The organism is Streptomyces sp. NPDC020965 (assembly GCF_044333555.1).
GTDB lineage: Bacteria > Actinomycetota > Actinomycetes > Streptomycetales > Streptomycetaceae > Streptomyces.
In genome coordinates, this window is record NZ_JBIRRE010000008.1 from 381,808 (window position 1) to 407,456 (window position 25,649).

Genomic DNA, 25,649 nt, shown 5'->3' on the forward strand with positions numbered 1-25,649 from the left:
CCTCAGCCGCCGGCCGGAGCGGGGCTGCGGCTCTCCAGCCGGAGCTGGACGTCCTTCTCCTGGTCACCCGCGGCCATGCCCTCGTCCCTGACGTCGAACGCGTCGGCCAGCGTCTCCCGCATCCGGTCGACGGCCCAGTAGCCGCCCTGGACTCCCGCCTCGACGGGCGCGGAGAGTGGGACGGGGCCGGTCGGGGTCGCCGCGGCCGTGACGTCGAAGGTCGCGGTCCACACGGTCGCGTGGTCCTCGGACACGTACTGCGGGCTGTCGTCGTCCGCGCGGTCCGACGCGTACGACCGCGCCAGGACGTGGAAGACCGTGTCGGCGTCCTCCTTGCGACACCCGCTGATCGTGACGACGACCGGCTCGGCACGCTGCTCACTGGTGTTCACCGTGGTTCCTCGCTCTCCGTGCGCTGTTCTCTCCCAGGCTCACCCGACGCCGTCCCGACGGCGAGTCGGGCCGTGCCGCCGGGAGGGCGGCGCATCAGCCGGAGGGCTCATCCGGTACGGGCTGCTCGGGGTGGACGGAACCACTCCGGGGTTCGCCGCTCCGGCCCGCGCCCGACTCGTCCGCGTCCGGAAGACGACGGTCGGGATCGGCGTCGGCATCGGCATCGGCATCGGTGCCGACATCGGCGTCAGTACCGGTATCGGCGGCGGTATCGGATCGCGGCACCGACACATCCAGGGCGTCATCCTCCTGGACCTGCTGGTCGGGCAGGTCCCTGGGGACCGGCTGCTCGGACTTCTGGTCGGTCATCTCGCTCCTCCTGGTCGGAAAGTGGTCTGCTCCTGGCGGACGGGGCCCCGCGCCGGCCGGCCGGGGGAAGTCACCGGAACCGGCCGGCGAGGGCGCGCCACAGCGAATCCGTCCGCCGGGGGGTATTCGTCCACCCGAGGAGCCTCTGGCAAGCCTCAGCGAACGCCCGCGCGGCGCGAGCGGCGCCCCACCGAGCCGCGCTGGGTGGCGCTCACGCCGCCCCACACCCCGGTGCGCTGTCCGGTCCGCTTGGCCCAGTCGAAACACGCATCCGCCACCGGGCAGCGGTTGCACACCTCCCGGGCGCGGGCCACCTGCTCGGACCCGGGGCCGAGGCTGCTGATGGGGAAGAAGAGTTCGGGATCCTCGTCCGTGCAGGCGGCGTCCCGCTGCCACTCCATGGTGTCCCGGCCGCCTGGGCCGGGTGAGCGGTGTCGTGGTGGCTGGCGCATCCGATCAGTCCTCGCCTCGGACGACATTGCTCTCGGGACCGGTCTCCGGGCTCTCGGGCACGGGCGCGTCCCGGCCCGCGTCCCGGTCGGGCGCGGCGACGGCACGCCGCTCTTCCCACGCCGGGACGCAGGTGCGTATCCGTCCGCGGGTACGGTCCCGCAAGGCGGTACTGCCGGTGGTCATGATGGCCTCCTGAGGTCGGCTACGGCGTCGGGTACCCGCGTCCGCGCGGAATATCGGGGTACGCCGAAATCCATCCGCCGAGGGCCCCAGGCGGACGGGTTCAGCCCGCGGTCTCTGTGGCTGACCGGCCGCGCACCCAGACGAGGAGGACGATCGAGGCGACGGCCGCCAGTGCGCACCAGGTGGAGACGAACGCGGTCCGCCACAGCAGCGCGCAGACCACCGCCCCGACTCCGACCAGGGCGCCGAGCACCCGCAGCGTCCGGTCGGCGGCGAGCAGCAGGGCACCCACGGTCGCCAGCAGATAGCCCGCCACAGCCAGGGGCGCGTGCGGCAGATCCAGGAGGTACCCCACGGTCCGGCCCCGGATCTCGGCGGTCACCGTGGTGGTGGCCAGGCGGTGGGCGAGGAAGCCCGCCAGGGCGACGCCGACCGCGACCGGGACGGCCAGCCGCGGGCGTACGGAGGCGGGTGCCGCGAGCAGGACGGCCAGCGGCACCCAGATCACCAGCACCGGCAGCGCGATGACGGCCCATGCGTCGGTCGCGGGCCCCGGCCCCCCTCCGCCGCGCCAGACGGCGGACTCGACGATCTGGTGGATCCCGAGTAGCAGGGGCAGCGCGGCCAGCGGCAGATCGCGGACGCGGCGGACGTGCGCCACGCAGACCACCCCGATCACGCCGACGGCGGTCCCGGCCACGAGGTCGGCGGTCGCGCTCCAGCACATGGGCTCACCGGGGGAGAGAGGCGGGGACTGTGGTCCCTGGAGCTATAGCCCGGCAGGGGGCCCGATACGCGGACGAAGCGGACCGGGCGGCCGATAGGGGTACCCCTACCAGGTGCCCTCGAATACGCATAGGGGTATTGCATGGTATTTTTTGTATACGCATTGTATACAACTGGGAGGGGTCGACGGTGGCGTCGGGCCGGGACATGGCGTACGCGTTTCTCAAGGAGCAGGTGCTCACCGACCCCGACACCCAGGGGATGTTCCTCTCCGAGCAGGAGATCGCCGACCGCATCGGGGTGTCACGCACACCCGTCCGTGAAGCCCTGCTGCTGCTCGCCGCCGAGGACCTGATCCGGCTGGTGCCCAAGCGCGGGGCGCAGATCGTCCCACTGACCGGCCGTGAGATCACCGAGCTGATGGAGCTACGGGGCGTCGTCGAGCGGTACGCGGCCGAGTCCGTCATCGCCGCCGGCCGGCCCCCGGTGGTGGAACTGACCGGTCTCCTCGACCGGCAGCGGGCGCTCACCGGGCCGGGGACGGCCAAGGAGTTCATCGCGGTGGACCAGCTGTTCCACGCCACGATCGTCGCGGCGGTGGGGAACACCCTGCTCGACCGGCACTACGACGGGCTGCGCGGGCGCCAGATCCGGGCCGGCTCGGTGGGGCTCTTCGACCGACCGGGGCGGCGGGAGGCGGCGCTGGCGGAGCATCGGGCGATCCTCACGGCCCTGGAGGCGGGCGACGCTGCGGCGGCGTGTGCCGCGGTCGACGCCCATCTGGGGACGACCCTGGGAGTGCTGCTGGCGGGGTAGCGTGCCGCCCCCGGCGGCCGGGGGCGGCACGCGCTCAGGCCCGGAGCCTGCGGTTGGCGAGCACCGGTACGACCTTCCGCACGGACTCGACCTCGGCGAGCTCCACCTCCGCCAGCAGTAGTCCGGGCGCCGCCCCCAACCGCTGCCGTACGGTGCCGTCCGGGCCGACGACGGCGCTGTGGCCGATCCCGCCGGGGGTCTTCGGCGGGACCGCCCGGCCGGACGCGACGGGATCGGCCTGGTCGACGGCGGCGACCCAGAGGGTGGCGTCGAGGGCACGCGCGCGGACGAGCAGCTCCCACTGGTCGCGTTTGCCGGGACCGTCGCCCCACGAAGCGGGCAGCAGGGTGAGCACGGCACCCGCATCGGCATGGGCCCGGAAAAGCTCGGGGAAGCGGACGTCGTAGCAGGTGGCGAGGCCGACCCGGGCACCATCCACCTCGATGGTGACCACCTCGGACCCGGCGGCGACGGTGGCGGACTCGGTGAAGCCGAAGGCGTCGTACAGATGGATCTTGTCGTACGCGGCCTCGACGCCCGGTCCGGTGGCCAGCAGGGTGTTGGTGACCCGGCCGTCGGCCGCCGGGGTGAACATCCCGGCGACGACGACCACTCCGGCCTCGCGGGCGATCCGGCGCACCTCCGTCGCCCAGGGGCCGTCCAGCGGCTCGGCGACGGGTCCGAGCCGAGTGCCGAAGCAGGCCATGGTGGCTTCGGGGAAGGCGACGAGGGCGGCGCCGGCCTCCGCCGCGCGGTGGGTCTGTTCGCGGACGAGAGCGAGATTCGCGGCCGGGTCGGGTCCGGTGGTGATCTGGCTGAGGGCGATACGCATGGAACCAGTCTCCCCGGGAGCGCACGGCGGTGGTGGCGGACCCCGGCCGAGGGGGTGTGCGTACGGACCCGGCCCCCCGCCGGACGGCCGGGGGCGGTGTGGAGAGGAACGGGACGGGATCTAGTCCATCGAACGGTGAGGATCAAGGCCATTACCTAGAGTGCAACGTCACAAGTGCTCGCTCTGCTGCGTGATTGGCGCGCTGCCCTAGCATCGGAGACATGACGGTCCTCCCCGAAGACGGGTTCTCCCTGGCCGCCGAATTCCCGGACGCCACCCACGACGAGTGGCAGCGACTGGTCGCCGGCGTGCTGGGCAAGACAGGCAAGGTCGTTCCGGCCGCGGAGGCCGAGGCCGTGCTGTCCACGGCGCTGGGGGACGGCGTCACCGCCCGCCCCCTCTACACGGCCGCCAACACCGCTGCCGACGGCGCTGCCCCGGGTTTCCCGGGGTTCGCCCCCTTCACCCGGGGCGGCCGGCCCCAGGGAGGTGCGGTCTCCGGCTGGGATGTACGTCAGCGCCATGAGCGCCCCGACCCCGCCCGGACGAACGAGGCGATCCTCGCGGACCTGGAGCACGGCGTCGCCTCGGTCTGGCTCTCCGTCGGCGCCACCGGCGTCCCACTCTCCGGCCTCGCCACCGCCCTGGCGGGCGTCCATCTCGACCTCGCGCCCCTCGTCCTCGACGCCGGAGCCGAAACCGACGCCGCCGCCCGCGCGTTCCTCCGCATCGTCGAGGAGCGCGGCACGGCGAACCCGCTCGGCAATCTGGGCGCCGACCCGCTGGGCCTGGCCGCGCGGACCGGCGCGTACGACGGCATCGAGGACCACACCGCCGCCGCGGCCGAACTCGCCCTGCTCTGCCACACCTCCCACCCGGGGGTGCGGGCGCTGACCGTGGACGCGCTGCCGTACCACGAGGCCGGTGGCTCCGCCGCCCAGGAATTGGGGTGTTCGCTGGCGACCGGTGTCGCCATGCTGCGCGCCCTCACCGACGCCGGGCTCTCCGTCGAAGCGGCCTGCGCGCAGTTGGAGTTCCGGTATGCGGCCACCGCCGACCAGTTCCTGACGATCGCCACCTTCCGGGCGGCCCGCCGGCTGTGGGCCCGGGTGGCAGAGGCGTCCGGCGCTGCGGGGGCCGGGGGCCAGCGGCAGCACGCGGTGACCTCTCCGGTGATGATGACCCGGCGCGACCCGTGGGTGAACATGCTGCGGACCACGGTCGCCTCGCTCGCGGCCGGTGTCGGCGGCGCGGACGCCGTGACCGTGCTCCCCTTCGACCACGCCATCGGACTGCCGGACGCCTTCGCCCGCCGGATCGCCCGCAACACCTCGACCATCCTGGTGGAGGAGTCGCACATCGGCCGGGTCATCGACCCCGCCGGCGGCTCCTGGTACGTGGAGCAGCTCACCGACGACCTCGCGCACGCCGCCTGGGACTGGTTCCAGGAGATCGAGCGGGCGGGCGGCCAGGCCGCGGCGCTCCGCGCCGGACTGGTGGCCGAGCGGATCGACACCACCTGGCGGGCGCGCGGCACCCGGATCGCCAAGCGGCGGGAACCGATCACGGGTGTCAGCGAGTTCCCGCTGCTCACCCAGGACCCGGTGGTGCGCGACCCCGCGCCGGTGCCGCTCGTTGGCGGGCTGCCGAGGGTGCGCCGGGACGAGACCTTCGAGGCCCTGCGGTCCCGTTCGGACGCGCATCTGGCCGCCACCGGCGCCCGGCCGCGCGTCTTCCTCGCCGCCCTCGGCCCGGCCGCCGTCCACACCGCGCGCGCCGGTTTCGCCGCCAACCTCTTCCAGGCGGGCGGGATCGAACCCGTCCACGATCCGGTGACGGTCGACGTGGACTCGGTCGCCGAAGCCTTCACCCGCAGCGGCGCGACCGTGGCGTGCATCTGTTCCAGCGACACCGTCTATGCCGAGCACGCGGCCCCGGTCGCCGAGGCACTGAAGGCCGCGGGGGCGCTGCGGGTGTATCTGGCCGGCCGGCCCGGCGAACTGCGCGAGACCTATGTACAGGCGGGGGTGGACGACTTCGTCGTCGCGGGCGGTGATGCGGTCGCCGTTCTCACCTCCGTACTCGATCGAATCGGAGTGGCGTGATGGGCATCCCCGACTTCACGAAGGTCCAGCTCGGCGGCGGCCCGTCGCAGGCCACCGAGGACCAGTGGCGCACGGCCGTCAAGGAGGCCACCGGCCGGGGCGACGGCGATCTGGTGTGGGAGACGCCCGAGGGCATCCCCGTGAAACCGCTGTACACCGAACAGGACCTGGCCGGGCTGGACTTCCTGGGCACCTACCCGGGGGTCGCGCCCTATCTGCGCGGTCCGTATCCGACGATGTACGTCAACCAGCCCTGGACGATCCGTCAGTACGCCGGGTTCTCCACGGCCGAGGAGTCCAACGCCTTCTACCGGCGCAATCTCGCCGCCGGTCAGAAGGGGCTCTCGGTCGCCTTCGACCTGCCGACCCACCGGGGCTACGACAGCGACCACCCCCGGGTGACCGGGGACGTCGGCATGGCCGGGGTCGCCATCGACTCGATCTACGATATGCGGCAGCTCTTCGACGGCATCCCGCTGGACCGGATGAGCGTCTCGATGACGATGAACGGCGCCGTGCTGCCCGTTCTGGCGCTCTACATCGTGGCCGCCGACGAACAGGGCGTACCGCCGGAGAAGCTGGCCGGGACCATTCAGAACGACATCCTCAAAGAGTTCATGGTCCGCAACACCTACATCTATCCGCCCAAGCCCTCGATGCGGATCATCTCCGACATCTTCGAGTACACCTCGCAGCGGATGCCGCGCTACAACTCCATCTCGATCTCCGGTTACCACATCCAGGAGGCCGGGGCGACGGCCGATCTGGAGCTGGCGTACACGCTCGCGGACGGTATGGAGTATCTGCGGGCCGGCCTCGGTGCCGGGCTCGACGTGGACGCGTTCGCGCCCCGGCTGTCGTTCTTCTGGGCGATCGGCATGAACTTCTTCATGGAGATCGCCAAACTGCGGGCCGCGCGGCTGCTCTGGGCGAAGCTGGTGAAGACGTTCGACCCGAAGAACCCCAAGTCCCTCTCGCTGCGCACCCATTCGCAGACCTCGGGCTGGTCGCTCACCGCGCAGGACGTCTTCAACAACGTGCCCCGGACCTGTGTCGAGGCGATGGCGGCGACCCAGGGCCACACCCAGTCGCTGCACACCAACGCACTGGACGAGGCGCTGGCGCTGCCCACCGACTTCTCCGCGCGGATCGCCCGCAACACCCAGCTCCTGCTCCAGCAGGAGTCCGGGACCTGCCGGGTCATCGACCCGTGGGGCGGCAGCGCCTATGTGGAGCGGCTCACCCACGACCTCGCGCGGCGCGCCTGGCGGCACATCGAAGAGGTCGAGGCGGCCGGGGGCATGGCCCAGGCGATCGACGCGGGCATCCCGAAACTGCGGGTCGAGGAGGCGGCGGCCCGTACCCAGGCCCGGATCGACTCCGGGCGCCAGCCGGTCATCGGGGTGAACAAGTACCGGGTCGAGACCGATGAGCAGATCGACGTGCTGAAGGTCGACAACTCCTCGGTGCGCACCCAGCAGATCGCCAAGCTGCGGCGGCTGCGTGCGGAGCGGGACGACGCCGTCTGCCAGGACGCGCTGCGGGCGCTGACCGCGGCCGCCGAACGCGGCGGTGGCCAGGGCCTGGAGGGCAATCTGCTGGCGCTCGCGGTGGACGCGGCGCGGGCGATGGCGACCGTCGGTGAGATCTCCGACGCCCTGGAGAAGGTGTACGGGCGGCACGCGGGCCAGATCCGTACGATCTCCGGTGTGTACAGGAACGAGGCGGGACAATCGCCGTCCGTGGCGGACACCCGGGCGCTGGTGGCGGCGTTCGAGGAGGCGGAGGGCCGCCGTCCGCGCATCCTGGTGGCCAAGATGGGCCAGGACGGCCACGACCGGGGCCAGAAGGTGATCGCCACCGCCTTCGCCGATCTCGGCTTCGACGTCGACGTCGGCCCGCTGTTCCAGACGCCGGGTGAGGTGGCCCGCCAGGCGGTGGAGGCGGACGTCCACATCGTCGGCGTCTCCTCGCTGGCGGCCGGTCACCTCACGCTGGTGCCCGCGCTGCGGGAGGAGCTGGCGGCGGAGGGCCGGGAGGACATCATGATCGTGGTGGGTGGGGTGATCCCGCCCCAGGACATCGAGACGCTGCACGAGGCGGGGGCGGCGGCGGTCTTCCCGCCGGGCACGGTGATTCCGGACGCGGCCAGAGATCTGGTGCGAACCCTGGCCGCCTCGCTCGGCCACGAGTTGTGAGATCGTGCCTTCGATGCCTCCGACGATCGACATCGACAGTTATGTCAAGGGCGTGCGCGACGGTTCGCGGGCGTACATCGCCCGCGCCGTCACCCTGGTGGAGTCCACCCGCCCCGACCACCGGGCGCTCGCGCAGCGGCTGCTGACGGAACTCCTGCCGTACGCGGGCACGGCCCGGCGGGTGGGCATCAGCGGGGTGCCCGGGGTAGGGAAGTCCACCTTCATCGACGCCCTGGGCACGCTGCTCACCGGGCTCGGCCACCGGGTCGCGGTGCTCGCCGTCGATCCGTCGTCCAGCCGTACCGGGGGTTCCATCCTGGGCGACAAGACCCGGATGGAGCGGCTCGCGACCGACCCCGCGGCCTTCGTGCGGCCCTCCCCCACATCGGGCACGCTGGGCGGGGTGGCCAAGGCGACCCGGGAGACCATCATCGTGATGGAGGCCGCCGGCTACGACGTGGTGCTCGTGGAGACGGTCGGGGTCGGCCAGTCCGAGACCGCCGTCGCACAGATGGTCGACACCTTCCTGCTGCTCACCCTGGCCCGGACCGGCGATCAGCTCCAGGGCATCAAGAAGGGCGTCCTGGAACTCGCCGATGTGATCGCGGTGAACAAGGCGGACGGCCCGCACGAACGGGATGCCCGTTCCGCCGCGCGGGAGCTGGCGGGGGCGCTGCGGCTGATGCATCCGGCGGACGCGGCCTGGACGCCCCCGGTGCTGTTCTGCAGCGCCCGCGAGTCCACCGGCCTCGACACGGTCTGGGAGCGGATCGAGCAGCACCGGGCGCTGCTGGACTCGACGGGCCGGCTCGCCGCCAAACGCCGGGACCAGCAGATCGACTGGATCTGGTCGATGGTCCACGACACGCTCCGGGACCGGCTGCGGGCCGACCCCGGGGTGCGGGCCCTCGCGCCCGGTCTGGAGCGGCTGGTCCGGGACGGCGAGCTGACGGCGACGCTGGCGGCGGAACGCATCCTGGACGCCTTCCAGGGCCCGTCCCGGCCGTGACCGCGGCGCCACGGGATGTGTCGCGGGAGCCCCGCCCCGCGGGCGGACCGCGCTGCTTCCGCGACACTCCCGAGTAACGTGCCCGTGGACCCCGGGCTGTGGATCCCGCCCGCCGGGGGGACCCGCGGTTCGGCCTTCGACCGGGCGGGAGTACAGGTGGTACGGGTATGAGGCTCACGATCCTCGGCGGTGGCGGCTTCCGGCTGCCGCTGGTCTACGGCGCGCTGCTCGGCGATCGCGCCGATGGCCGGATCAACCGGGTCGTGCTGCACGATCTGGACGCCCGGCGGCTGGGTGCCATCGCCCGGGTCCTCGCCGACCAGGCGGCCGGTGTCCCGGACGCCCCGGAGGTCGTGGTGACCACCGATCTGGACGAGGCGCTGCGCGGGGCCGACTTCATCTTCTCGGCCATCCGGGTCGGCGGCCTCGAAGGGCGTGCCGCCGACGAGCGGATCGCGCTCGCGGAGGGGGTGCTCGGCCAGGAGACCGTCGGCGCCGGCGGTATCGCCTACGGGCTCCGTACGGTCCCCGTCGCCGTCGACCTGGCGCGCCGGGTGGCCCGGCTGGCGCCCGATGCCTGGGTCATCAACTTCACCAATCCGGCCGGTCTGGTCACCGAGGCGATGTCCCGGGAGCTGGGCGACCGGGTGATCGGAATCTGTGACTCGCCGGTGGGTCTGGGACGGCGGGTCGCCCACGCGCTGGGCGCCGACCCCGACACCGCCTGGTTCGACTACGCGGGCCTCAACCATCTGGGCTGGCTGCGCGGGGTACGGGTGCGGGGCCGCGACGAGCTCCCCCGACTGCTGGCCGACCGGGAGTTGCTGACCTCGTTCGAGGAGGGCAGGCTCTTCGGCGCCGACTGGCTCCAGTCGCTCGGCGCGATCCCGAACGAGTATCTGCACTACTACTACTTCAACCGGGAGACGGTGCGCGCGTACCAGGAGGCCGAACAGACGCGCGGGACGTTCCTGTACGAACAACAGGCCCGGTTCTACGCGGCGATGGAGCGCCCCGACACCCCCGCCCTCCGGACCTGGGACCGTACCCGCGCCGAACGCGAGGCCACCTATATGGCCCACAACCGGGAGGCGGCGGGGGCCGGTGAACGCGCCGCCGCCGATCTGGAGTCCGGGGGGTACGAGCAGGTCGCGCTGGCCCTGATGCGGGCCATCGCGCACCATCGGCGTACGACGCTGATCCTCAATGTGCGGAATCGGGGCACGCTTTCGGCGCTCGACGCGGACGCAGTGGTCGAAGTGCCGTGTTTCGTGGACGCGAACGGCGCGCATCCTGTCACCGTGGCGCCGCTGCCCGATCACGCCACCGGGCTGGTGTGCGCGGTCAAGGCGGTCGAACGGGAGGTGCTGGCAGCGGCCGAGAGCGGCTCCCGGGCACGGGCCGTCGCGGCGTTCGCCCTGCACCCCCTGGTGGACTCGGTGGCCGTCGCGCGCAGGCTGGTGGAGGGGTACACGGCGGCTCATCGAACCCTCGGGTACCTCCGCTAGGAGCAGTGAATGCACGACGAACGCCGCCGTATCGAGGAGCGCGTCGCCCGCGTTCTGATCGAGCGCGTCCAGCCCGCGATCCACTCCCTCACCCTCCCCCTCACCGTCGATTCCTGGGAGGCGCCGGGCGAGCCGGTGCCGTTCGCGGAGGCCGCCTCCCAGTCGTACGAGCCCTTCGCCATGGGCACCCCTTGGGGGCCGCCGTGGGGCACCACCTGGTTCCGGGTCCGCGGTGTGGTGCCCGCCCCGTGGGCGGGCCGCCGGGTGGAGGCCCTCTTCGATCTGGGTTTCACCGGCGACCAGCCGGGCAATCAGGCCGAGGCCCTGGTCCACACGGTCGACGGCACCCCGCTGAAGGCGGTCAATCCGCAGAACCAGTACGTTCCCGTCGCCCGGACGGCGGCGGGCGGCGAGCGGATCGACTTCCTGCTGGAGGCGGCCTCCAATCCGGACATCCTGGCCCACGGCTTCCGGCCGACCCCGCTCGGTGACCGGGCGACGGCAGGCAGCAACCCGCTCTACACCTTCGCGCGGGCCGACCTCGCCGTCCTCGACGAAGAGGTCTGGCATCTGTCGCTCGATCTCCAGGTGTTGCGGGAGTTGATGGTCGAGCTGGGCGAGCACGAGCCGCGCCGCCACGAGATCATGTACGCGCTCGATCGCGCGCTGGACCTGCTGGACCTGGACGACGTCTCCGGTTCGGCGGCAGCCGTCCGGGAGTCGCTGCGGCCCGTGCTCACCCGTCGGGCGCACGCCAGCGCGCACACGCTGTCCGCCGTGGGCCACGCCCATATCGACAGTGCCTGGCTCTGGCCGCTCCGGGAGACCCGGCGCAAGACGTCCCGCACCTTCTCGAATGTGACGGCGCTGGCCGACGAGTACGGAGAGCTGGTCTTCGCCTGTTCGCAGGCCCAGCAGTACGAATGGGTCCGCGCGCACTATCCGAAGGTGTGGGAGCGCATCAAGAAGGCCGTCGCGGACGGCCGGTGGGCGCCGGTCGGCGGCATGTGGGTGGAATCGGACGGCAACCTGCCCGGGGGCGAGGCGGTGGCCCGGCAGTTCGTGCACGGCAAGCGGTTCTTCCTGGAGCACTTCGGCGTCGAGACCAAGGGCGTCTGGCTGCCGGACTCGTTCGGCTACAACGCCGCCTACCCGCAGCTCGCTAAGCTGGCGGGGAACGAGTGGTTCCTCACCCAGAAGCTGTCCTGGAACCAGACCAACAAGCTGCCGCACCACACCTTCTGGTGGGAGGGCATCGACGGCACCCGGATCTTCACCCACTTCCCGCCGGTGGACACCTACAACGTCGAGTTCTCCGGCCGGGAGATGGCGCACGCCGTCCGCAACTACCAGGACAAGGGGCGGGGCACCCGCTCGCTGGCGCCCTTCGGCCACGGCGACGGCGGCGGCGGTCCCACCCGGGAGATGATGGAGCGGGCCCGCCGGCTGGCCGATCTCGAAGGCTCGGCGAAGGTGCGGATCGAGCACCCGGACACGTTCTTCGACGCGGCGCGCGCGGAGTACGCGGACGCGCCGGTCTGGTCCGGCGAGCTGTATCTGGAGCTGCACCGCGCCACCTACACCTCCCAGGCCCGGACCAAGCAGGGCAATCGGCGCAGTGAACACCTGTTGCGGGAGGCCGAGCTGTGGGCGACGGCGGCCGCGCTGCGCGCACCGGACCCCTCCCACCCGTACGACTACCCGTACGACGAACTGGACCGGCTGTGGAAGACGGTACTGCTGCACCAGTTCCACGACATCCTGCCGGGGACCTCGATCGCCTGGGTGCACCAGGAGGCGGAGGCGGAGTACGCGCGGGTCGCGGCGGAGCTGGCGGCGCTGATCGGGCGGGCGCTGGCGGCGCTCGGCGCGGGCGGGCCGCGGGTGTTCAACACCAGCCCGTACGCCCGCGCCGAGGTGGTGCGGCCCGCCGACGGGCCACCGGTCTGGAGCGAGGTACCGGCGAACGGCAGCGCGCCGCTGGGCACCGGCACTCCCCCGGCCCCGGTCACGGCGGACGGCGGAGTGCTGGACAACGGTCTGGTCCGGGTGGCCTTCGCCGACGACGGCACCCTCGCCTCCGTGCGCGATCTGGTGGCGGACCGCGAGGTGCTGGCCGCGCCCGGCAATCTGCTGCGGCTGCACACCGATCTGCCCAACCACTGGGACGCCTGGGACATCGACAAGCACTACCGCCACCGATTCACCGAGCTGCCCGCCGCCGGGACGGTCACCGTCGTCGCGTCCGGGCCGCTGCTCGGCGCGGTCCGGGTCGAGCGCACCTTCGGCACCGGGTCCCGGATCGTCCAGACCGTGACCGTACGGGCCGGCAGCCCTCGGATCGACTTCGAGACGGACATCGACTGGCACGAGTCCGAAAAGATCCTCAAGGCGGCCTTCCCGGTCGACATCCACGCCGACCGCTCCACCGCCGAGATCCAGTTCGGGCATGTGCACCGCCCCACACACACCAACACGAGCTGGGAGGCGGCCCGTTTCGAGGTCTACGGGCACCGCTGGGTACGGATCGCGGAGGCCGGGTACGGTGTCGCGATCGTCAACGACGCCACGTACGGACACGATGTCTCCCGCACCACCCGCGCGGACGGCGGGAGCACGACCACGGTCCGGCTCAGCCTGGTGCGCGCGCCGCGCGTCCCGGACCCGGGGGCGGACCAGGGCCGGCACCGCTTCACCTACTCCCTGTTGCCGGGCGCGAGCGTGGCGGACGCCGTTGCCGAGGGGTACGCGCTCAATCTGCCGCTGCGGGTGGCGGCGGCCGGGGGCTCCGAGCCGGTGGTGAGCAGCGATGAACCGGCCGTCACGGTGGAGGCGGTCAAGCTCGCCGACGACCGCTCGGGCGATGTGGTCGTCCGGCTGTACGAGTCCCGGGGCGGCCGGGCGAAGGCGACCCTGCGGACGGGCTTTCCGCTGGCCGGGGCGGTGGTCACGGATCTCCTGGAGCGCCCGCTGGCGGCCGAGGGGGTGACGGTGACGGACGGTGGCGTGGCGCTGGAGCTGCGGCCGTTCCAGATCCTGACGCTGCGGCTGACGCGCGGCTGATCGCCCGTACCACGCCCCCTGCGGTCCGGTGGGATGCATCCCCATCGGACCGCAGGGGGCGCATATCGCCATCAATCGATAGAATTCGAACATGGCAGAGCGACCCGCCGCTCCGACCGCACCCGAACTCGTCCTCGAAATCGACGGCGGTTCCACGGTGATGCGTCCCGGGCGGGACTATCACGTCGGGCGCGACCCGCTGAGTGACATCGTCCTCGACGACACCCGGGTGTCATGGCACCATGCCGTGCTGCACCCGCCTCAGGGGCGCGACGGCCAGTGGACGATCGAGGACGAGAACAGCACCAACGGCACCTTCACCGAGGGCCGCCGGGTCCATGAGTGGAGCATCGGACCGGGCAGCGAGATCCGGTTCGGCAGCGCCTCCGACGGCCCCCGCGCCCGGCTCGTGGACCGTCCCGCGGTGCGGGTACCCCAGCCGGCCCCCACCGGCTCCTTCCGGCAGCCGACCACCGTACGCCCGCTACCGGCCCGTACCGTCCGGATCGGCCGCAGCGCCGACAACGACCTGGTGATCGACGATCTGACCGTCTCGCGCCACCACGCCGAACTCCGTGCCCATCCGGACGGAAGCTATGAGATCGCCGACCTCGGCTCCCACAACGGCACCTTCCTCAACGGCCGCCCCGTCGACCACGCACCGGTCGCCGCCGGCGACATCGTCGGCATCGGCCACTCGGCCTTCTCGCTGGTCGGCGACGAACTCCAGGAGTACGTCGACACCGGTGAGGTCTCCCTCGACGTGCAGGACCTGACGGTGACCGTCGACGCAGGCCGCAAGACGCTGCTCGACCACGTCTCCTTCCCCGTCGGCGAGAAGTCCCTGCTGGCCGTCGTCGGACCGAGCGGCGCGGGCAAGTCGACCCTGCTCAACGCCCTCACCGGCCTCCGCCCCGCCGACCGCGGCACGGTCTTCTACGACGGCCGTGACCTCTACCGCGACTACGCCGAACTGCGCCGGCGCATCGGACTCGTACCGCAGGACGACATCCTGCACACCCAGCTCACGGTGCGCGCCGCGCTGGGCTACGCAGCCGAACTGCGCTTCCCCCAGGACACCGCGAAGGACGAACGGCTGGCCCGGGTGGCGGAGGTCACCCGCGAACTGGGCCTGGAGGAGCGGGCCGACCAACCGATCCACTCCCTCTCCGGCGGTCAGCGCAAACGGGTGAGCGTGGCCCTGGAGCTGCTGACCAAACCGTCGCTGCTCTTCCTCGACGAACCGACCTCCGGGCTCGACCCGGGCATGGACCGCTCGGTGATGCATATGCTGCGCGGCCTCGCTGACGACGGACGGACGGTCATCGTCGTCACCCACAGTGTGCTCAGCCTCGATGTCTGCGACCGGCTGCTGGTGCTCGCGCCCGGCGGCCGGATCGCGTACTACGGCCCACCGGAGGACGCCCTCCCCTTCTTCGGCTTCACTCAGTGGCCGGAGGCGTTCGAGGCGTTCGAGAACGACCGCGAGCGGGACTGGGCCGGCGCCTACCGCGATTCCCCGTTCCACGAGCGGTACGCCTCCTCGCCCCAGCCGGTGCCGGCCGGGGACGGGGCCGCCGCCGCCCCGGTGGCACCGCCGCCGAAGGCCCAGAGCTGGGGCGCCCAGCTCTGGACGCTGGTACGGCGGTACGCGTCCGCCCTCGCGGCCGACCGGACCTTCCTCGCCATCATGATCGCGCTGCCGTTCGTGATGGGGGCGATGGCCCGCGCCCTCGCCGGTGGCCGGCTCGACCGGGAGACGGCGATGAACGCGCTGCTCATCCTGTGCGTCGGCGGGGTGCTCACCGGAGCCGCCAACGCCGTACGGGAACTGGTCAAGGAACGCGTCATCTACCAGCGTGAACGGGCCGTCGGGCTCTCCCGGTCCGCCTATCTGATGTCCAAGGTCGTCGTGCTGGGCACCATCACCGTCCTCCAGGCCGTCGTGCTCACCCTGGTCGGCCTCGCGGGCGTCGACCTGGGCGCCCCCGGCGGCCGGGGCGTGCTGATGCCACCCCTGCTGGAGATCACACTGGCGGTGGCGCTGCTCTCGTTCACCGCGATGATGCTCGGGCTGCTGGTCTCCGCGCTGGTCCGCAAGGAGGAGGTCACCATGCCCCTGCTGGTGCTCCTCGCCATCGTCCAGGTGGTGTTCTGTGGCGCGCTGCTCCGGCTGGACGGCCTGCCGGTGGCCGAACAACTGGCCTGGCTGGTGCCCTCCCGGTGGGCGCTGGGGGCGATGGCGGGCACCATCGGGCTCTCCCGGATCGTGCCGGGCACTCTGACGGCCGACCCGCTCTTCGAGCACTCCACGGCCGTCTGGCTCACCAACATGGGCATGATGGTCGTGCTCTCGGTCCTCTTCGGCTTCCTCGTCGCGCGGCTGCTGCGTCGCCATGAGCCCGCCGTGATGCGGAAGTAGGGCGGGAGGCCGATGGCCGGCGAGGACTTCCGCCCCACCCATGTCGTCCCGTACGACGGGCTGCCCGCGTGGGAGGCCCCCGACGTCTCCCGGCCGACCGAACCACTGGACCCGCTGCTGCCGGTGCGGCTGCTCGACCGGCGCGGCGACTGGGGCCGGATCCTCTGTGCCAACGGCTGGTCGGCGTGGGTGGACGGCCGGCTGCTGGTCCCGGTGGGGCACAGCCCGCCGCCGTCGGGACAGCCGCTCGCCCGCACGGCCGACCCCCGGCCGCTGCTCGCCCGGGCCGAGGAGGCGCTCGGCCGGTACCGGCAGGCGGTGGACGAGCTGTCGAATGGGCGGATCGACGGCGAGACCTTCCGGAGCCGAACGCGGGGGCTGCGGGTGGGGGCGGTGGTGGACGGCGAGGGGGTGTGGCTGTACGAGTCGGAACACGAGCGCTGGGTGTACGGGGACGGCACCCGGCTGGCCACCTTCGCCGTACCGGCCGGTCCGGTGAGCGCGGCGGCGGACGCGACGGGACCGGTCAACGCGGCGGCGGACACGCCCGGGCCGGCCGACGCGTCGGCGGATGCGGCCGATCCGCCGACCGCGAGCACCCCGGCGGGGACGACCCCCGTCCCGGACTCGGCGCGGCCGGGGGTCCCCCCGGCCGCGCCACCGGGGGGACCCACCGGACCATCGCGGGACGGCGCCCCGGCCGGTCCCGTACCGCCGTCGCCACCGACCCGGGTGGCCGCCGAGCCGTACGAGGACGGTGCACCGGAGCCATCCGTACCGACCGCGTCACCGACCGCGCCGCCGCCGACCACGTCATCACCGAACGCGCCACCGCCGACCGCGCCGTCACCGACCGCGCCACCGGCCGCCGATGACGGGTCCGGCGCGTATCCGCCCACCCGGTTGGGTGACCGCTGATGGCCGCCGGACCGCGTGGGGGTCCCGACAATGGCACAGATGCCGCTGATGGCACCGACGCCACCGATGGCGCGGCCGACGGCAGGTCCCCCGCCACCGACCCGACGGAGGGTGGTCTGCCGGCCGGCCGGGCGTCCGACCTCGTCGGGAGGCAGATCGCGGACTACCGCGTCGAGCAGGAGATCGGGCGCGGCGGCATGGCCGTGGTCTACCGCGCCCGCGATCTGCGGCTGGACCGGACCGTGGCCCTCAAACTCCTCGCCCCCGAACTCGCCCGCAACGACACCTTCCGCAAGCGGTTCACCCATGAGTCCCGGGTGGCGGCGGCCATCGACCACCCCCATATCGTGCCGGTCTTCGAGGCCGGTGAGACCGAAGGGCTGCTCTACATCGCCATGCGGTACGTGGCGGGCCAGGATCTGCGGGCCCTCCTCAACCGCGAGGGCCCGCTGCCCACCGCCACGGCCGGCCGGATCGCGGCTCAGGTCGCGTCGGCCCTCGACGCCGCGCACGCCCACGATCTCGTACACCGGGACGTGAAACCGGGCAACATCCTGGTCGCCGAGGGCACCGACAGCGACCATCCCGAGCACGTCTATCTCACGGACTTCGGGCTGACGAAGAAGTCGCTGTCGCTGACCGGGTTCACCACGGTCGGACAGTTCGTCGGCACCCTCGACTATGTGGCGCCGGAGCAGATCTCCGGGCGGCCGGTGGACGGCCGCTGCGACGTCTACAGCTTCGCGTGCGTGGTCTACGAGACGCTGGCCGGGGCACCGCCCTTCCAACGCGACGACGATATGGCGCTGCTGTGGGCACATCAGTTCGACGCGCCCCCGCCCCTGACCGAACACCGGCCGGAGCTGCCCGCCGGGGTGGACGCCGTCCTGGGGAAGGCGTTGGCGAAGAGCCCCGACGACCGGTACGACAGTTGCGGCCAGTTCGTCGCTGCGCTGCGGGCGGCGGTGCGGCGGCCGGACAACGGCGAGCGGGGGCATCCGCCGACACGGGTGACGCACGCCGTCCCGGCAGGGGCGGCGCGTCCCGGCCCGCCCCCGCTGCCACCCGCATGGGCGCGCCCGGTCTTCCCCGGGCTGCCTTTCTGAACCGGGCCCGACCCCTCTAGGGAGTGTCTTCACAGTAGCGTCGTCCGCCCGGAGGGCGGGGCTGGCGGGCTCTGGTGCATGGGGCCTCCCCAGGCCCGCAAGGGCCGAGGCACGGGGCCTCCCCAGGCCCCACAGGGCCGAGGCGTGGGGTCTCCCCAGGCCCCACAGGGCCGAGGCGTGGGGTCTCCCCAGGCCCCACAGGGCCGAGGCGTGGGGTCTCCCCAGGCCCGCAGGGGCCGAGGGGACGGATCCCAAGGCGGAGGATGGGGGCACCTCCCGGCCGGAGGCTGGGGGAGAGTCAATGCGGTGTATTGGCGACTGACGACAACGCAGGGTGGGGGTCCCCCAGGCCCGCAGGGCCCAGGGGGCGTGCGGGCCAGGGCACGGCAGCCAGACGGGACTTTGAAGACACGACCTAGCCCCGACCCGGCTCCGGGCTAGAGGGGTCGGGGTGGTCCACCTGGCCGCGCCGGTGGACACCGGCGGCGAGCGGGCCGCCGAGGAAGCCGGCCGCCAGCCCCCAGAGCGCGGCGAGGCCCAGCGCCCGCCAGATCCGGGGTTCCAGGGTCACCTCGGCGGTGAGTCCACCGCCGAGGTCCCCGATCCCGAACAGCGAGAGCCCGTAGTGCGCGTGGATCGTGACGACGGCGCAGACGATCAGCACCGTGAGGACGAGCGCCACCGCCATCCGCACCGCGTGCCGCCAGGGCGGGGTTCCGGCCGGTGAGCGCACGGCCAGCAGGACGGCCGCGCCCAGCAACAGGGCCGCGCCGAGCACCGGCAGCAACCAGACGCGGGCATCGTGTCCGGCGAGGGTGCCCAGATCGACGGTGCCGCCGTCCGGGGTGCGCAGCACCTGGTCGAGCACGCGGGGCATCGGCAGCCCGAAGGGGCCGTCGACCCGGCCGTCCCAGGAGGCGCCGATGGCGAGGGTGAAGGCAAGCCAGACGAGGTTGGGCAACCCCAGCAGGATCACGGCGAAGGTCTCGGCGGGGTGGCCCTGGGTGGCGGCGACGACGAGACCGGCGACCGCTCCGACGGCGACCCAGGCGAGCAGCAGCGCGACCATGGCCGAGGCGGCGGGCCGTACCGACTGCTGGCCGCGGACCAGCCGGGCGGGGAGCGGGGCCGTACGGGAGACGGCGAGGGAGAGCAGGAGCAGGGCGGCGAGCCAGAGCAGTCCGACCACGAGGGTGCGCGGGACATCGGCCCGGAAGCCGACGGTCGGCGCGGCGTCCAGCAGGTCACCGAGTTCGCCGATGGTGCCGCCCGGGGAGACGGCGAAGGTGTGGCGGGCGAAGGCCGCGAGGGCGAGGAGGGCGACCGCCCACAGCAGCGCCAGCCTGGCGGCCCAGCCGGCGAGTTCCCGGGTGCCGACGACGGCCCGGTGGCGGAGCGGCCGGAGGAAGCCGGCGGCGAGGGCGAGGGCTCCGGCGAGGGTCACCGAGAGCGGTCGTACGGCGAGTGCGGAGGTGCCGCCGGCGATGGGGCCGGCGTCTCCGGAGAGTTCGACGGTGCCACCGACGGCCAGGACGACGGTGGCGGCGACGACACGGGGAAAGGCGCCGGCGGGCAGGGTCGCCGCCCCGGCCGCCCAGAGTCCGATGGCGGCGGTGGCGATGAGGGCCACCAGACCGGCGACCACCGCGACGAGGGCCTGGACCCAGCCGTGCGGGGGGCGTGCCGCGCGGGCGCGGTCCGGGGTCTCCTGCTGGCTCACGCTGCCACGCTAAGCAGCGGGCGGGGGCGGCGCCCGCCAGGGAGGGCCGGTCGGGGAGGGCCGGTCGGGATGCGGGCGGGCGGGGATGCGGGCGGGCGGACGCGGTCGGCTTGCGGACCGGAGGAGTACCCGGCACACAATGGGCCCATACGCGAGGAACGTACAGGTTTCTCGCTTCTGTTCGAACAGTGCGAATGCGAGCAGTGGGAAGAAGAGCCCATGAGCGCCGAACCGCCGTCCTCCGAACGACCCACCGGTCCCCCGTCCGGCCCCTTGTCGGGCCCGTCGGGAGAGGAGCCGGTCCCGCCACCGCCACCGCCACCGAGCGGTGGCGGCCCGACCGGTCCGGCGGGACCGGGTGGTCCCGGAGAGACCGGCCCCCCGAGCGGACCGGACCGCCCGGACGGCCCGAGCGGCCCGGACGAGCACGGTCACCGGCCCTGGTGGCGCTCCGTCCCCAAGGTGGCGACGATCGCCGCCGCCGTGGTCGCGGCCGTGGTGCTGATCGTGGTCCTCACCCGTCCGGGCAGCGGGGACGGTTCGGGCACCGGCACGGCCGGCAAGAGCGAGGTCTTCCTCCAGGCCGCGAACGCGCCGGGACCGGACCCGTACACCGCGTCGAGCGTCCGTGAGGAGGCCGTCGACGAGAGCCCGACCGGGCAGGCGACCGCTTCGCAGCCCGGCGGCGGGGCCACCCGCGGTGTGGACGGCGCAGCCCCCGGCCTCTACAGCGGCACGAAGAACCAGGCCAGTTGCGATGTGGAGAAGCAGATCCGCTATCTGACGGAGCAGTCGGCCAGGGCGGCGGCGTTCGCAACCGTTCTGGGCATCGAGCCCGGGGCCGTACCGGACACCCTGCGGGCCATGACCCCCCTCCAGTTGCGGCTGGACACCCGAATCACGTACCACGGCTACAAGGACGGCGCCGATACGAGCCGGCAGGCGGTGCTCCAGGCCGGGACGGCCGTCCTGGTGGACGACCGCGGGGTCCCGAGAGTGCGCTGTGCGTGCGGCAATCCGCTGACCCCGCCCGTCGCGCTGAAGGGCGATGTGCAGCACAAGGGCGACTCGTGGCCGGGCTACCAGTCGTCCACCGTGGTGATCGTGGAGCCCGCGGCGCAGCCGGTGAAGGACTTCGTCGTCGTCGATCCGGCCACGAAGGACTGGTTCGCCCGGCCCCCGGGCGACACGGGGGCGAACGACAGGAAGACCGCGCCGCCGGCGACACCCCTCCCCGTGGAGCCCCCGGGGGTGACACCGCCGACGGAGCCGGGGAAGCAGCCCACGACGACGACGCCGGCTGAGAAGCCGACGACGCCGGTGCCGACGACCCCGGCGCCGACCGAGCCGCCGCCGGTCGAACCACCACCGGAGCAACCGACGACGCCCCCGGCCCAGCCGCCGACGGACGGATACAGCACCGTGGGCAGTTCGGCCCCGCCGTCCGAGGTCGCGCCGGCCCCGTCGGGGTGACCGGGGCGGGCGCCCGGGACTCCCCGCGAGGGAGTCCCGGGCGTCAGCCGAGTTCGAGCGAGGTGACGCCGAAGACCCGTTCCGCGCGGATCTCGGGAGCCGGTCCGGTGTACATGCGTACGGTCGGGAACTGCGGCGTCAGCCCGCGGGCCAGCGCCAGCGCGGCGGCATCCGACCGGTTCTCGGGGATGTCGAGCGCCACCACGTCGTCGGGGCCGAGGTGCGCGGTGAGGCCGTCGAGCAGCGCCTCCGCGTCGCCCGGGGTGTCGGCGAAGAGCGGGCCGATGCGGTGCCCGTCCCGGCCGGGCCTGATCACTCCGTAGCCGGTGATCTCGCCCCCGCGCACCCGGGCGCGGGCGAGGTGCCCCGGGCCGGTCAGCCAGCGGGCGACGAACCCGCGCCGGTCGGCCGGGAAGCAGCCGCGGTCGTACGCGGCGACGGCGTCCACCAGGTCCGGGGTGACGGGCACGGTGCCGTCTGCGAACCGGCCGGATGGGCCGGGCCGTTCGGGCCGACCGCCGTAGCGGACGGTGCCGTGGGCGGGGGTGAAGCCGGAGCGCTGGTAGTTGGCCTGCTGGGCCGGGACGGCGTCCAGGCCCACGAGTCGGTTGCCCGCGTGCGGGAAGGCGGCCCGCCAGGTGGCGAGCCCGAGGCCCCGGCCGCGGAAGTCGGGGTGGACGACGTAGTAGCCGAGGAAGGCGTACTGGTCCGAGTAGGTGACGATCGAGATCGACGAGACGATCCGCCCGTCGATGCGGCCGACGAAGAACCCCGCGGGGTCGGTGGGGTGGAAGCAGTCGACGTCGTTGTCGCCGGGGTTCCATCCCTCGTCGGCGCACCAGGCGGCCACCTGCCGCCAGTCCTCCTGGGATGCGCCGGCGACGGTGAGTCCGGCCGCCTCCTGGGTGAGGGGATTGCTCATGGTGGGGTGTCCCTTCCGTTGGAGTGGTGCTGACCGGCCGTCAGATGAGGTCCATGGCGGCGACTTCGTCGGGGCTGCCGTAGCTGACCGGCCCCTGGAAGCGCCGGCGGGCGGTGGTGAACCACCACGCGGTGGCGATCAGGAGGACCGCCGCCAGGGCTATCGGCGCGTAGTTGAAGGTGGTGGGCGAGATCGGGGAGGCGTGGGGCAACATGAACAGCACGCTGCTGAAGGCGATCCAGACCACGGCCGTCCAGGCAATGGGTCGGCTCCAGCGGCCGAGGTGCCAGGGGCCCGGCTCGAACTCGTCGCCGAGGCGCAGCCGGAGGAAGATGGGGGCCGCGTAGGCGAGGTAGAGCCCGACGACGTTGACGCTCACGATCGCGGTGAAGGCGGTGTGCGACCACCACGCCGGGGTGATCAGTACGAAGGAGCAGGCGGCGGCCAGCCAGACCGCCTTGACGGGGGTGCGGGTGCGCGGGGACACCGAATGCCACAGCCGTGAGCCGGGCATCGCGCCGTCGCGCGAGAAGGCGAAGATCTGACGGGTATTGCTGGTCATGTTGGCGAGACCGCAGAACAGCATCGCGCCGATCACGATCAGCAGAAGCAGCTTGGCGGTACCGGTGCCGAGGGCATCGACGAGAATCCGGACCGGTGGCGCGGAGGCACTCGCTGTAGCCGAGTAATCGCGGATCGCATACACCAGCGAGAGCATGAGGATCAGTCCGGCGACCGCGGAGCAGCCGATCGCCCACATGATGCCCTTGGGCGTGTTGACGGTCGCTTTCACGGTCTCTTCCGACATGTGGAAACTGCCGTCGAAGCCGGTGAACGTCCAACTGGTCACGAGCAGTCCGAGCATTGCCGCGTAGAGGCCGTTGGTGAAGCCGGTCTCGTTGACGAATTGCGTGGCGAACGCCGGGGATTGGTGGTGTGTGGGGATGAGGACGAGGCTGAGGACGATGACCGTCATCCCGATGATCAGCCACCACACGGAGATCCGGTTGAGGGTGGCGACGAGCCGCACGGTGTAGGTGTTGGCGAGCGCCTGTAACAGCAGGATCAGGGTGGTGATCACCACCGTGCGGTGGCCGGTCACCTCGTATCCCGGCCACTGCATGACGATGAACGCCTGGATGAAGGTGGCGGCGGCGTAGCCCGTGGCGGCGGTGCCGCCGATCTGACCGACGAAGTTCAGCCAGCCCGTGTACCAGGACCAGGCGCCGCGGTGCCGCTTGGCGAGCTTACCGGCGGCGAAGTAGAGCGCGCCGCTCGTGGGGTAGGCGGAGGCGATCTCCCCCATCGCGGCGCCGACGAACAGCACCATGACGGAGACACCGATCCAGCCGAAGACGAGGACCAGCGGACCGCCTGCGCCCATGCCGAAGCCGAAGGCGGAGAACACCCCGGAGATAATGTTGATGATGGTGAAGGAGATTGCGAAGTTGTCGAATGCGCGAAAGCGCCGGGTGAGTTTGCGGGGGTACCCCATGGCGTGGAGTGTCGCGTCGTCGTCGAGGGTGACCGATGCGTCATCGCGCTGACGTTTTCTCGATCGAGGGACAGTGGTGCGATCGGACACAACCGCGTCCTTTCCGCTGATGTCTGGAGAGACGGGGCGGCGGAATTCAGCCAGAATCCGGCACGGGAAGTCCGCAGGCGCGTCTCGCCTTGGTTAATTGCACATCGGGGGCGCCGAAAAGGCTCCATGGCATACGTGAGGCGAAAGGGCCCATGGCCAACAGCACCTCACGCGCCTCGGGTTCGCAGCGCCCCAGATAGAGGGCGTGGGCCAGATAGGAGAGATCGAGGACCGGGGTGAATCGATAGGCGGACACCCCGGGGAACCAGTTCTGGTGGCCCCCGGTCGCCGTCGCCACCCACTGGGGCTGCCGCCAGGTCCGGTAGGCGAGCAGCGAGGAGGGGTCGTACTCCTCGGCGAGGGCAACCAGCGGCAGCATCCGCAGCGCGGACGCCGCCGGGGCCCGGGAGCTGAGGAAGGAGGCGACGTCCCAGCGCGCGCTGGCCGTGCCGCCGTGCCGAGTGAAGAAGAACGCCAGGAACCGATGGTGCGCCTCGCGGTTCCAGGGGTCCAGCCGGAGGATCCGGGCGAAGAGCTGCCAGGGCCCCGGTGGCGCGGTCAGCAGGCCCTGTGGGGCGCGGTCGAGGGGTCGTCGCACCCGGGCCATGGCCAGTTGGGCGACCCAGGGCGTGGGGTCGGTGGGGAGCAGCCGCGCCGCCCGCTCGCCGGCCGTGTGCGCGATGGTCAGCAGCATGGCGGTGTGCGGGTCGCCGGCGTCGGCCGAGCGCAGCGCGCGGAGCATCGCCACTCGGGCCCACAGGAGTGCGGACTCGGGTCCCGGCTCCTCGCCCAGCCAGCGTTCGGCGAGGTCGGAGTCGGCCGCCTCGGAGGCGAGCACGAGGGAGCGGTGCGCCCTGAGGTCGTAGTCGCCGCGGGCTTCCTGGAGTACGGCCCGTGCGCTGAAGTACCGACCGGCCTTCACATCGATGCATGCACGGGCGAGCTGATGGTCGTCGGCGGCCGGATGCCACACGTACTGCCCATCGAACGAGCCAGCAGGCACGATCCCCTCCACGTTCCCCCCGGACGACGTCATCCGCGATTCCGGCCAGGCCGAACAACGCCGGAACCTCGTGGATCACCGGCAGCGGGACCACACCCTACTCACGATCAAGTGAGAGCGAAAACACACGTCCGAGTAACTACGGCCGATGCTTTTCCACCCCGCCCGGTGGTTGCGCCGGTGGCATGGACGGAACCAATGCCAACCGATGCCGACCGACGCCAACCGATGCTGAGCGATGACGAGTGAATAACCTCGTTGAATCCTCGACCATCCAACACCCGGTCGACCGGCATTCGGAATAGGGTGCGACTCACTCGTACGCGTGAACGGCCGATACCCCGCTGCCCCTCACTCGTTGGGGCGATCATGATCACCGCTCGACGCGCTACCCTCATTTCCGCGGTGTGCTTCGCCGCCGCCCTCATGACTGGTCTGACGCCCGGCACCGCCGGCGCGCAATTCGCCCCCGACTCCATCACCATCGATCCGGCCGGCCGGATCGGCTCGGACGGTTCCCTCACCCTCACCGGCACCTACCGGTGCTGGTCGTCGGCTTCCGGGCCGGTCATCATCGGCTCCAAGGTGCTGCAGGGTGCCGCCCGTGCCGAACCGGAGGGCAGCGCGGCGCGCTGCGACGGCCGGGTCCGCACCTGGCGCGGTGTCGACCGGGACGGCGCCGGGTTCCGGCCCGGGGCCGCACAGGGCGAGGTGACGCTGCTCCGGCTTGACACGTCGGGCGGTTTCGTCCCGTTCCCCGTGCTGCTGGACAACCACCGCGCCGAACTGACCCTGCGTCGGTCCTGACCTCCGCCGTAGCGGGGCCCTCGCACCGCGGGGGCCTC

Annotated in this window: 21 protein-coding genes; 11 read left to right on the forward strand and 10 right to left on the reverse strand. The window is 72.5% G+C overall.

What is annotated here, in order from left to right; all coding sequences use genetic code 11:
• Positions 1 to 2 precede the first annotated feature (2 nt).
• The 5 genes from ACH4S7_RS24800 to ACH4S7_RS24820 all read right to left on the reverse strand — a co-directional run bounded on the left by ACH4S7_RS24800 (position 3) and on the right by ACH4S7_RS24820 (position 2,125).
• Complete coding sequence (locus ACH4S7_RS24800; protein WP_398523456.1) at positions 3 to 392, reverse strand: hypothetical protein; 390 nt, start codon at positions 390 to 392, stop codon at positions 3 to 5.
• Between the two features lie 94 nt (positions 393 to 486).
• Positions 487 to 762 carry a hypothetical protein gene (locus ACH4S7_RS24805; RefSeq protein ID WP_398523457.1) on the reverse strand — a complete coding sequence of 92 codons (276 nt, stop codon included), beginning with the start codon at positions 760 to 762 and terminating at the stop codon, positions 487 to 489.
• Positions 763 to 917: 155 nt separating this feature from the next.
• Positions 918 to 1,214: a WhiB family transcriptional regulator gene (locus ACH4S7_RS24810; RefSeq protein ID WP_398523458.1), complete on the reverse strand. Its 297-nt coding sequence runs from the start codon at positions 1,212 to 1,214 to the stop codon at positions 918 to 920.
• Between the two features lie 4 nt (positions 1,215 to 1,218).
• The gene (locus tag ACH4S7_RS24815; RefSeq protein ID WP_398523459.1) at positions 1,219 to 1,398 is read right to left on the reverse strand and encodes a hypothetical protein; all 180 of its coding nucleotides are present in this window, start codon (positions 1,396 to 1,398) and stop codon (positions 1,219 to 1,221) included.
• A 100-nt stretch (positions 1,399 to 1,498) separates the two neighbouring features.
• Positions 1,499 to 2,125: a DUF6629 family protein gene (locus ACH4S7_RS24820; protein WP_398523460.1), complete on the reverse strand. Its 627-nt coding sequence runs from the start codon at positions 2,123 to 2,125 to the stop codon at positions 1,499 to 1,501.
• 188 nt (positions 2,126 to 2,313) lie between these two features.
• On the opposite strand from ACH4S7_RS24820, the gene ACH4S7_RS24825 reads away from it, so the two are divergent.
• Positions 2,314 to 2,940, forward strand: a complete 627-nt coding sequence (locus ACH4S7_RS24825; protein ID WP_398523461.1) for a GntR family transcriptional regulator — start codon at positions 2,314 to 2,316, stop codon at positions 2,938 to 2,940.
• A gap of 34 nt (positions 2,941 to 2,974) precedes the next feature.
• Here the strand turns inward: ACH4S7_RS24825 and ACH4S7_RS24830 are convergent, their stop codons facing one another.
• Positions 2,975 to 3,772 (reverse strand): carbon-nitrogen hydrolase family protein, encoded by a 798-nt coding sequence (locus ACH4S7_RS24830; protein ID WP_398523462.1) that lies wholly within the window; start codon positions 3,770 to 3,772, stop codon positions 2,975 to 2,977.
• Between the two features lie 221 nt (positions 3,773 to 3,993).
• Between ACH4S7_RS24830 and ACH4S7_RS24835 the strand changes: the two genes are divergently transcribed.
• From ACH4S7_RS24835 to ACH4S7_RS24870, 8 genes are all read left to right on the forward strand, one after another.
• A complete protein-coding gene (locus tag ACH4S7_RS24835; RefSeq protein WP_398523464.1) occupies positions 3,994 to 5,877 on the forward strand; it encodes a methylmalonyl-CoA mutase family protein in 1,884 nt (627 codons plus the stop codon).
• Entirely contained in the window at positions 5,877 to 8,075 is a 2,199-nt protein-coding gene (gene scpA, locus ACH4S7_RS24840) for a methylmalonyl-CoA mutase (protein WP_398523465.1), read from the forward strand. Before ACH4S7_RS24835 ends, scpA begins: the two co-directional genes overlap by 1 nt.
• A 13-nt stretch (positions 8,076 to 8,088) precedes the next feature.
• Positions 8,089 to 9,084, forward strand: a complete 996-nt coding sequence (gene meaB / locus ACH4S7_RS24845; protein WP_398523466.1) for a methylmalonyl Co-A mutase-associated GTPase MeaB — start codon at positions 8,089 to 8,091, stop codon at positions 9,082 to 9,084.
• Between the two features lie 167 nt (positions 9,085 to 9,251).
• Positions 9,252 to 10,592 (forward strand): 6-phospho-beta-glucosidase, encoded by a 1,341-nt coding sequence (locus ACH4S7_RS24850; protein WP_398523467.1) that lies wholly within the window; start codon positions 9,252 to 9,254, stop codon positions 10,590 to 10,592.
• A 9-nt stretch (positions 10,593 to 10,601) separates the two neighbouring features.
• Positions 10,602 to 13,655 (forward strand): alpha-mannosidase, encoded by a 3,054-nt coding sequence (locus ACH4S7_RS24855; protein WP_398523468.1) that lies wholly within the window; start codon positions 10,602 to 10,604, stop codon positions 13,653 to 13,655.
• Positions 13,656 to 13,746: 91 nt separating this feature from the next.
• A complete protein-coding gene (locus ACH4S7_RS24860; RefSeq protein WP_398523469.1) occupies positions 13,747 to 16,077 on the forward strand; it encodes an FHA domain-containing protein in 2,331 nt (776 codons plus the stop codon).
• 12 nt (positions 16,078 to 16,089) lie between these two features.
• Positions 16,090 to 16,995, forward strand: a complete 906-nt coding sequence (locus ACH4S7_RS24865) for a hypothetical protein (protein WP_398523470.1) — start codon at positions 16,090 to 16,092, stop codon at positions 16,993 to 16,995.
• Positions 16,995 to 18,101 (forward strand): serine/threonine-protein kinase, encoded by a 1,107-nt coding sequence (locus tag ACH4S7_RS24870; protein ID WP_398523471.1) that lies wholly within the window; start codon positions 16,995 to 16,997, stop codon positions 18,099 to 18,101. Before ACH4S7_RS24865 ends, ACH4S7_RS24870 begins: the two co-directional genes overlap by 1 nt.
• Before the next feature lie 415 nt (positions 18,102 to 18,516).
• Here the strand turns inward: ACH4S7_RS24870 and ACH4S7_RS24875 are convergent, their stop codons facing one another.
• On the reverse strand, positions 18,517 to 19,821 hold the full coding sequence (locus tag ACH4S7_RS24875) for a streptophobe family protein (protein WP_398523472.1): 1,305 nt from the start codon (positions 19,819 to 19,821) through the stop codon (positions 18,517 to 18,519).
• 219 nt (positions 19,822 to 20,040) lie between these two features.
• Here ACH4S7_RS24875 and ACH4S7_RS24880 point away from each other — a divergent pair, with 219 nt between their 5' ends.
• Positions 20,041 to 21,294, forward strand: a complete 1,254-nt coding sequence (locus ACH4S7_RS24880) for a DUF6777 domain-containing protein (protein WP_398523473.1) — start codon at positions 20,041 to 20,043, stop codon at positions 21,292 to 21,294.
• Positions 21,295 to 21,337: 43 nt separating this feature from the next.
• Here ACH4S7_RS24880 and ACH4S7_RS24885 read toward each other — a convergent pair whose 3' ends face one another.
• The 3 genes from ACH4S7_RS24885 to ACH4S7_RS24895 form a co-directional block, all read right to left on the reverse strand.
• Positions 21,338 to 22,216: a GNAT family N-acetyltransferase gene (locus ACH4S7_RS24885; protein ID WP_398523474.1), complete on the reverse strand. Its 879-nt coding sequence runs from the start codon at positions 22,214 to 22,216 to the stop codon at positions 21,338 to 21,340.
• Between the two features lie 40 nt (positions 22,217 to 22,256).
• Positions 22,257 to 23,711, reverse strand: a complete 1,455-nt coding sequence (locus ACH4S7_RS24890; protein WP_398523475.1) for an amino acid permease — start codon at positions 23,709 to 23,711, stop codon at positions 22,257 to 22,259.
• A gap of 136 nt (positions 23,712 to 23,847) precedes the next feature.
• Positions 23,848 to 24,804: a hypothetical protein gene (locus ACH4S7_RS24895; RefSeq protein WP_398523476.1), complete on the reverse strand. Its 957-nt coding sequence runs from the start codon at positions 24,802 to 24,804 to the stop codon at positions 23,848 to 23,850.
• A gap of 426 nt (positions 24,805 to 25,230) precedes the next feature.
• Between ACH4S7_RS24895 and ACH4S7_RS24900 the strand changes: the two genes are divergently transcribed.
• Entirely contained in the window at positions 25,231 to 25,611 is a 381-nt protein-coding gene (locus ACH4S7_RS24900; RefSeq protein WP_398523477.1) for a DUF6299 family protein, read from the forward strand.
• The last annotated feature ends 38 nt before the right edge of the window (positions 25,612 to 25,649 follow it).

What these genes read in the sequence shown, in the direction of transcription:
- ACH4S7_RS24805 (WP_398523457.1), bottom strand. Translation starts at nt 762, where the DNA reads ATGACCGACCAGAAGTCCGAGCAGCCGGTCCCCAGGGACCTGCCCGAC.
- ACH4S7_RS24810 (WP_398523458.1), bottom strand. Translation starts at nt 1,214, where the DNA reads ATGCGCCAGCCACCACGACACCGCTCACCCGGCCCAGGCGGCCGGGAC.
- ACH4S7_RS24815 (WP_398523459.1), bottom strand. Translation starts at nt 1,398, where the DNA reads ATGACCACCGGCAGTACCGCCTTGCGGGACCGTACCCGCGGACGGATA.
- ACH4S7_RS24820 (WP_398523460.1), bottom strand. Translation starts at nt 2,125, where the DNA reads ATGTGCTGGAGCGCGACCGCCGACCTCGTGGCCGGGACCGCCGTCGGC.
- ACH4S7_RS24830 (WP_398523462.1), bottom strand. Translation starts at nt 3,772, where the DNA reads ATGCGTATCGCCCTCAGCCAGATCACCACCGGACCCGACCCGGCCGCG.
- ACH4S7_RS24835 (WP_398523464.1), top strand. Translation starts at nt 3,994, where the DNA reads ATGACGGTCCTCCCCGAAGACGGGTTCTCCCTGGCCGCCGAATTCCCG.
- scpA (WP_398523465.1), top strand. Translation starts at nt 5,877, where the DNA reads ATGGGCATCCCCGACTTCACGAAGGTCCAGCTCGGCGGCGGCCCGTCG.
- meaB (WP_398523466.1), top strand. Translation starts at nt 8,089, where the DNA reads ATGCCTCCGACGATCGACATCGACAGTTATGTCAAGGGCGTGCGCGAC.
- ACH4S7_RS24850 (WP_398523467.1), top strand. Translation starts at nt 9,252, where the DNA reads ATGAGGCTCACGATCCTCGGCGGTGGCGGCTTCCGGCTGCCGCTGGTC.
- ACH4S7_RS24855 (WP_398523468.1), top strand. Translation starts at nt 10,602, where the DNA reads ATGCACGACGAACGCCGCCGTATCGAGGAGCGCGTCGCCCGCGTTCTG.
- ACH4S7_RS24860 (WP_398523469.1), top strand. Translation starts at nt 13,747, where the DNA reads ATGGCAGAGCGACCCGCCGCTCCGACCGCACCCGAACTCGTCCTCGAA.
- ACH4S7_RS24865 (WP_398523470.1), top strand. Translation starts at nt 16,090, where the DNA reads ATGGCCGGCGAGGACTTCCGCCCCACCCATGTCGTCCCGTACGACGGG.
- ACH4S7_RS24870 (WP_398523471.1), top strand. Translation starts at nt 16,995, where the DNA reads ATGGCCGCCGGACCGCGTGGGGGTCCCGACAATGGCACAGATGCCGCT.
- ACH4S7_RS24880 (WP_398523473.1), top strand. Translation starts at nt 20,041, where the DNA reads ATGAGCGCCGAACCGCCGTCCTCCGAACGACCCACCGGTCCCCCGTCC.
- ACH4S7_RS24885 (WP_398523474.1), bottom strand. Translation starts at nt 22,216, where the DNA reads ATGAGCAATCCCCTCACCCAGGAGGCGGCCGGACTCACCGTCGCCGGC.
- ACH4S7_RS24890 (WP_398523475.1), bottom strand. Translation starts at nt 23,711, where the DNA reads ATGGGGTACCCCCGCAAACTCACCCGGCGCTTTCGCGCATTCGACAAC.
- ACH4S7_RS24900 (WP_398523477.1), top strand. Translation starts at nt 25,231, where the DNA reads ATGACTGGTCTGACGCCCGGCACCGCCGGCGCGCAATTCGCCCCCGAC.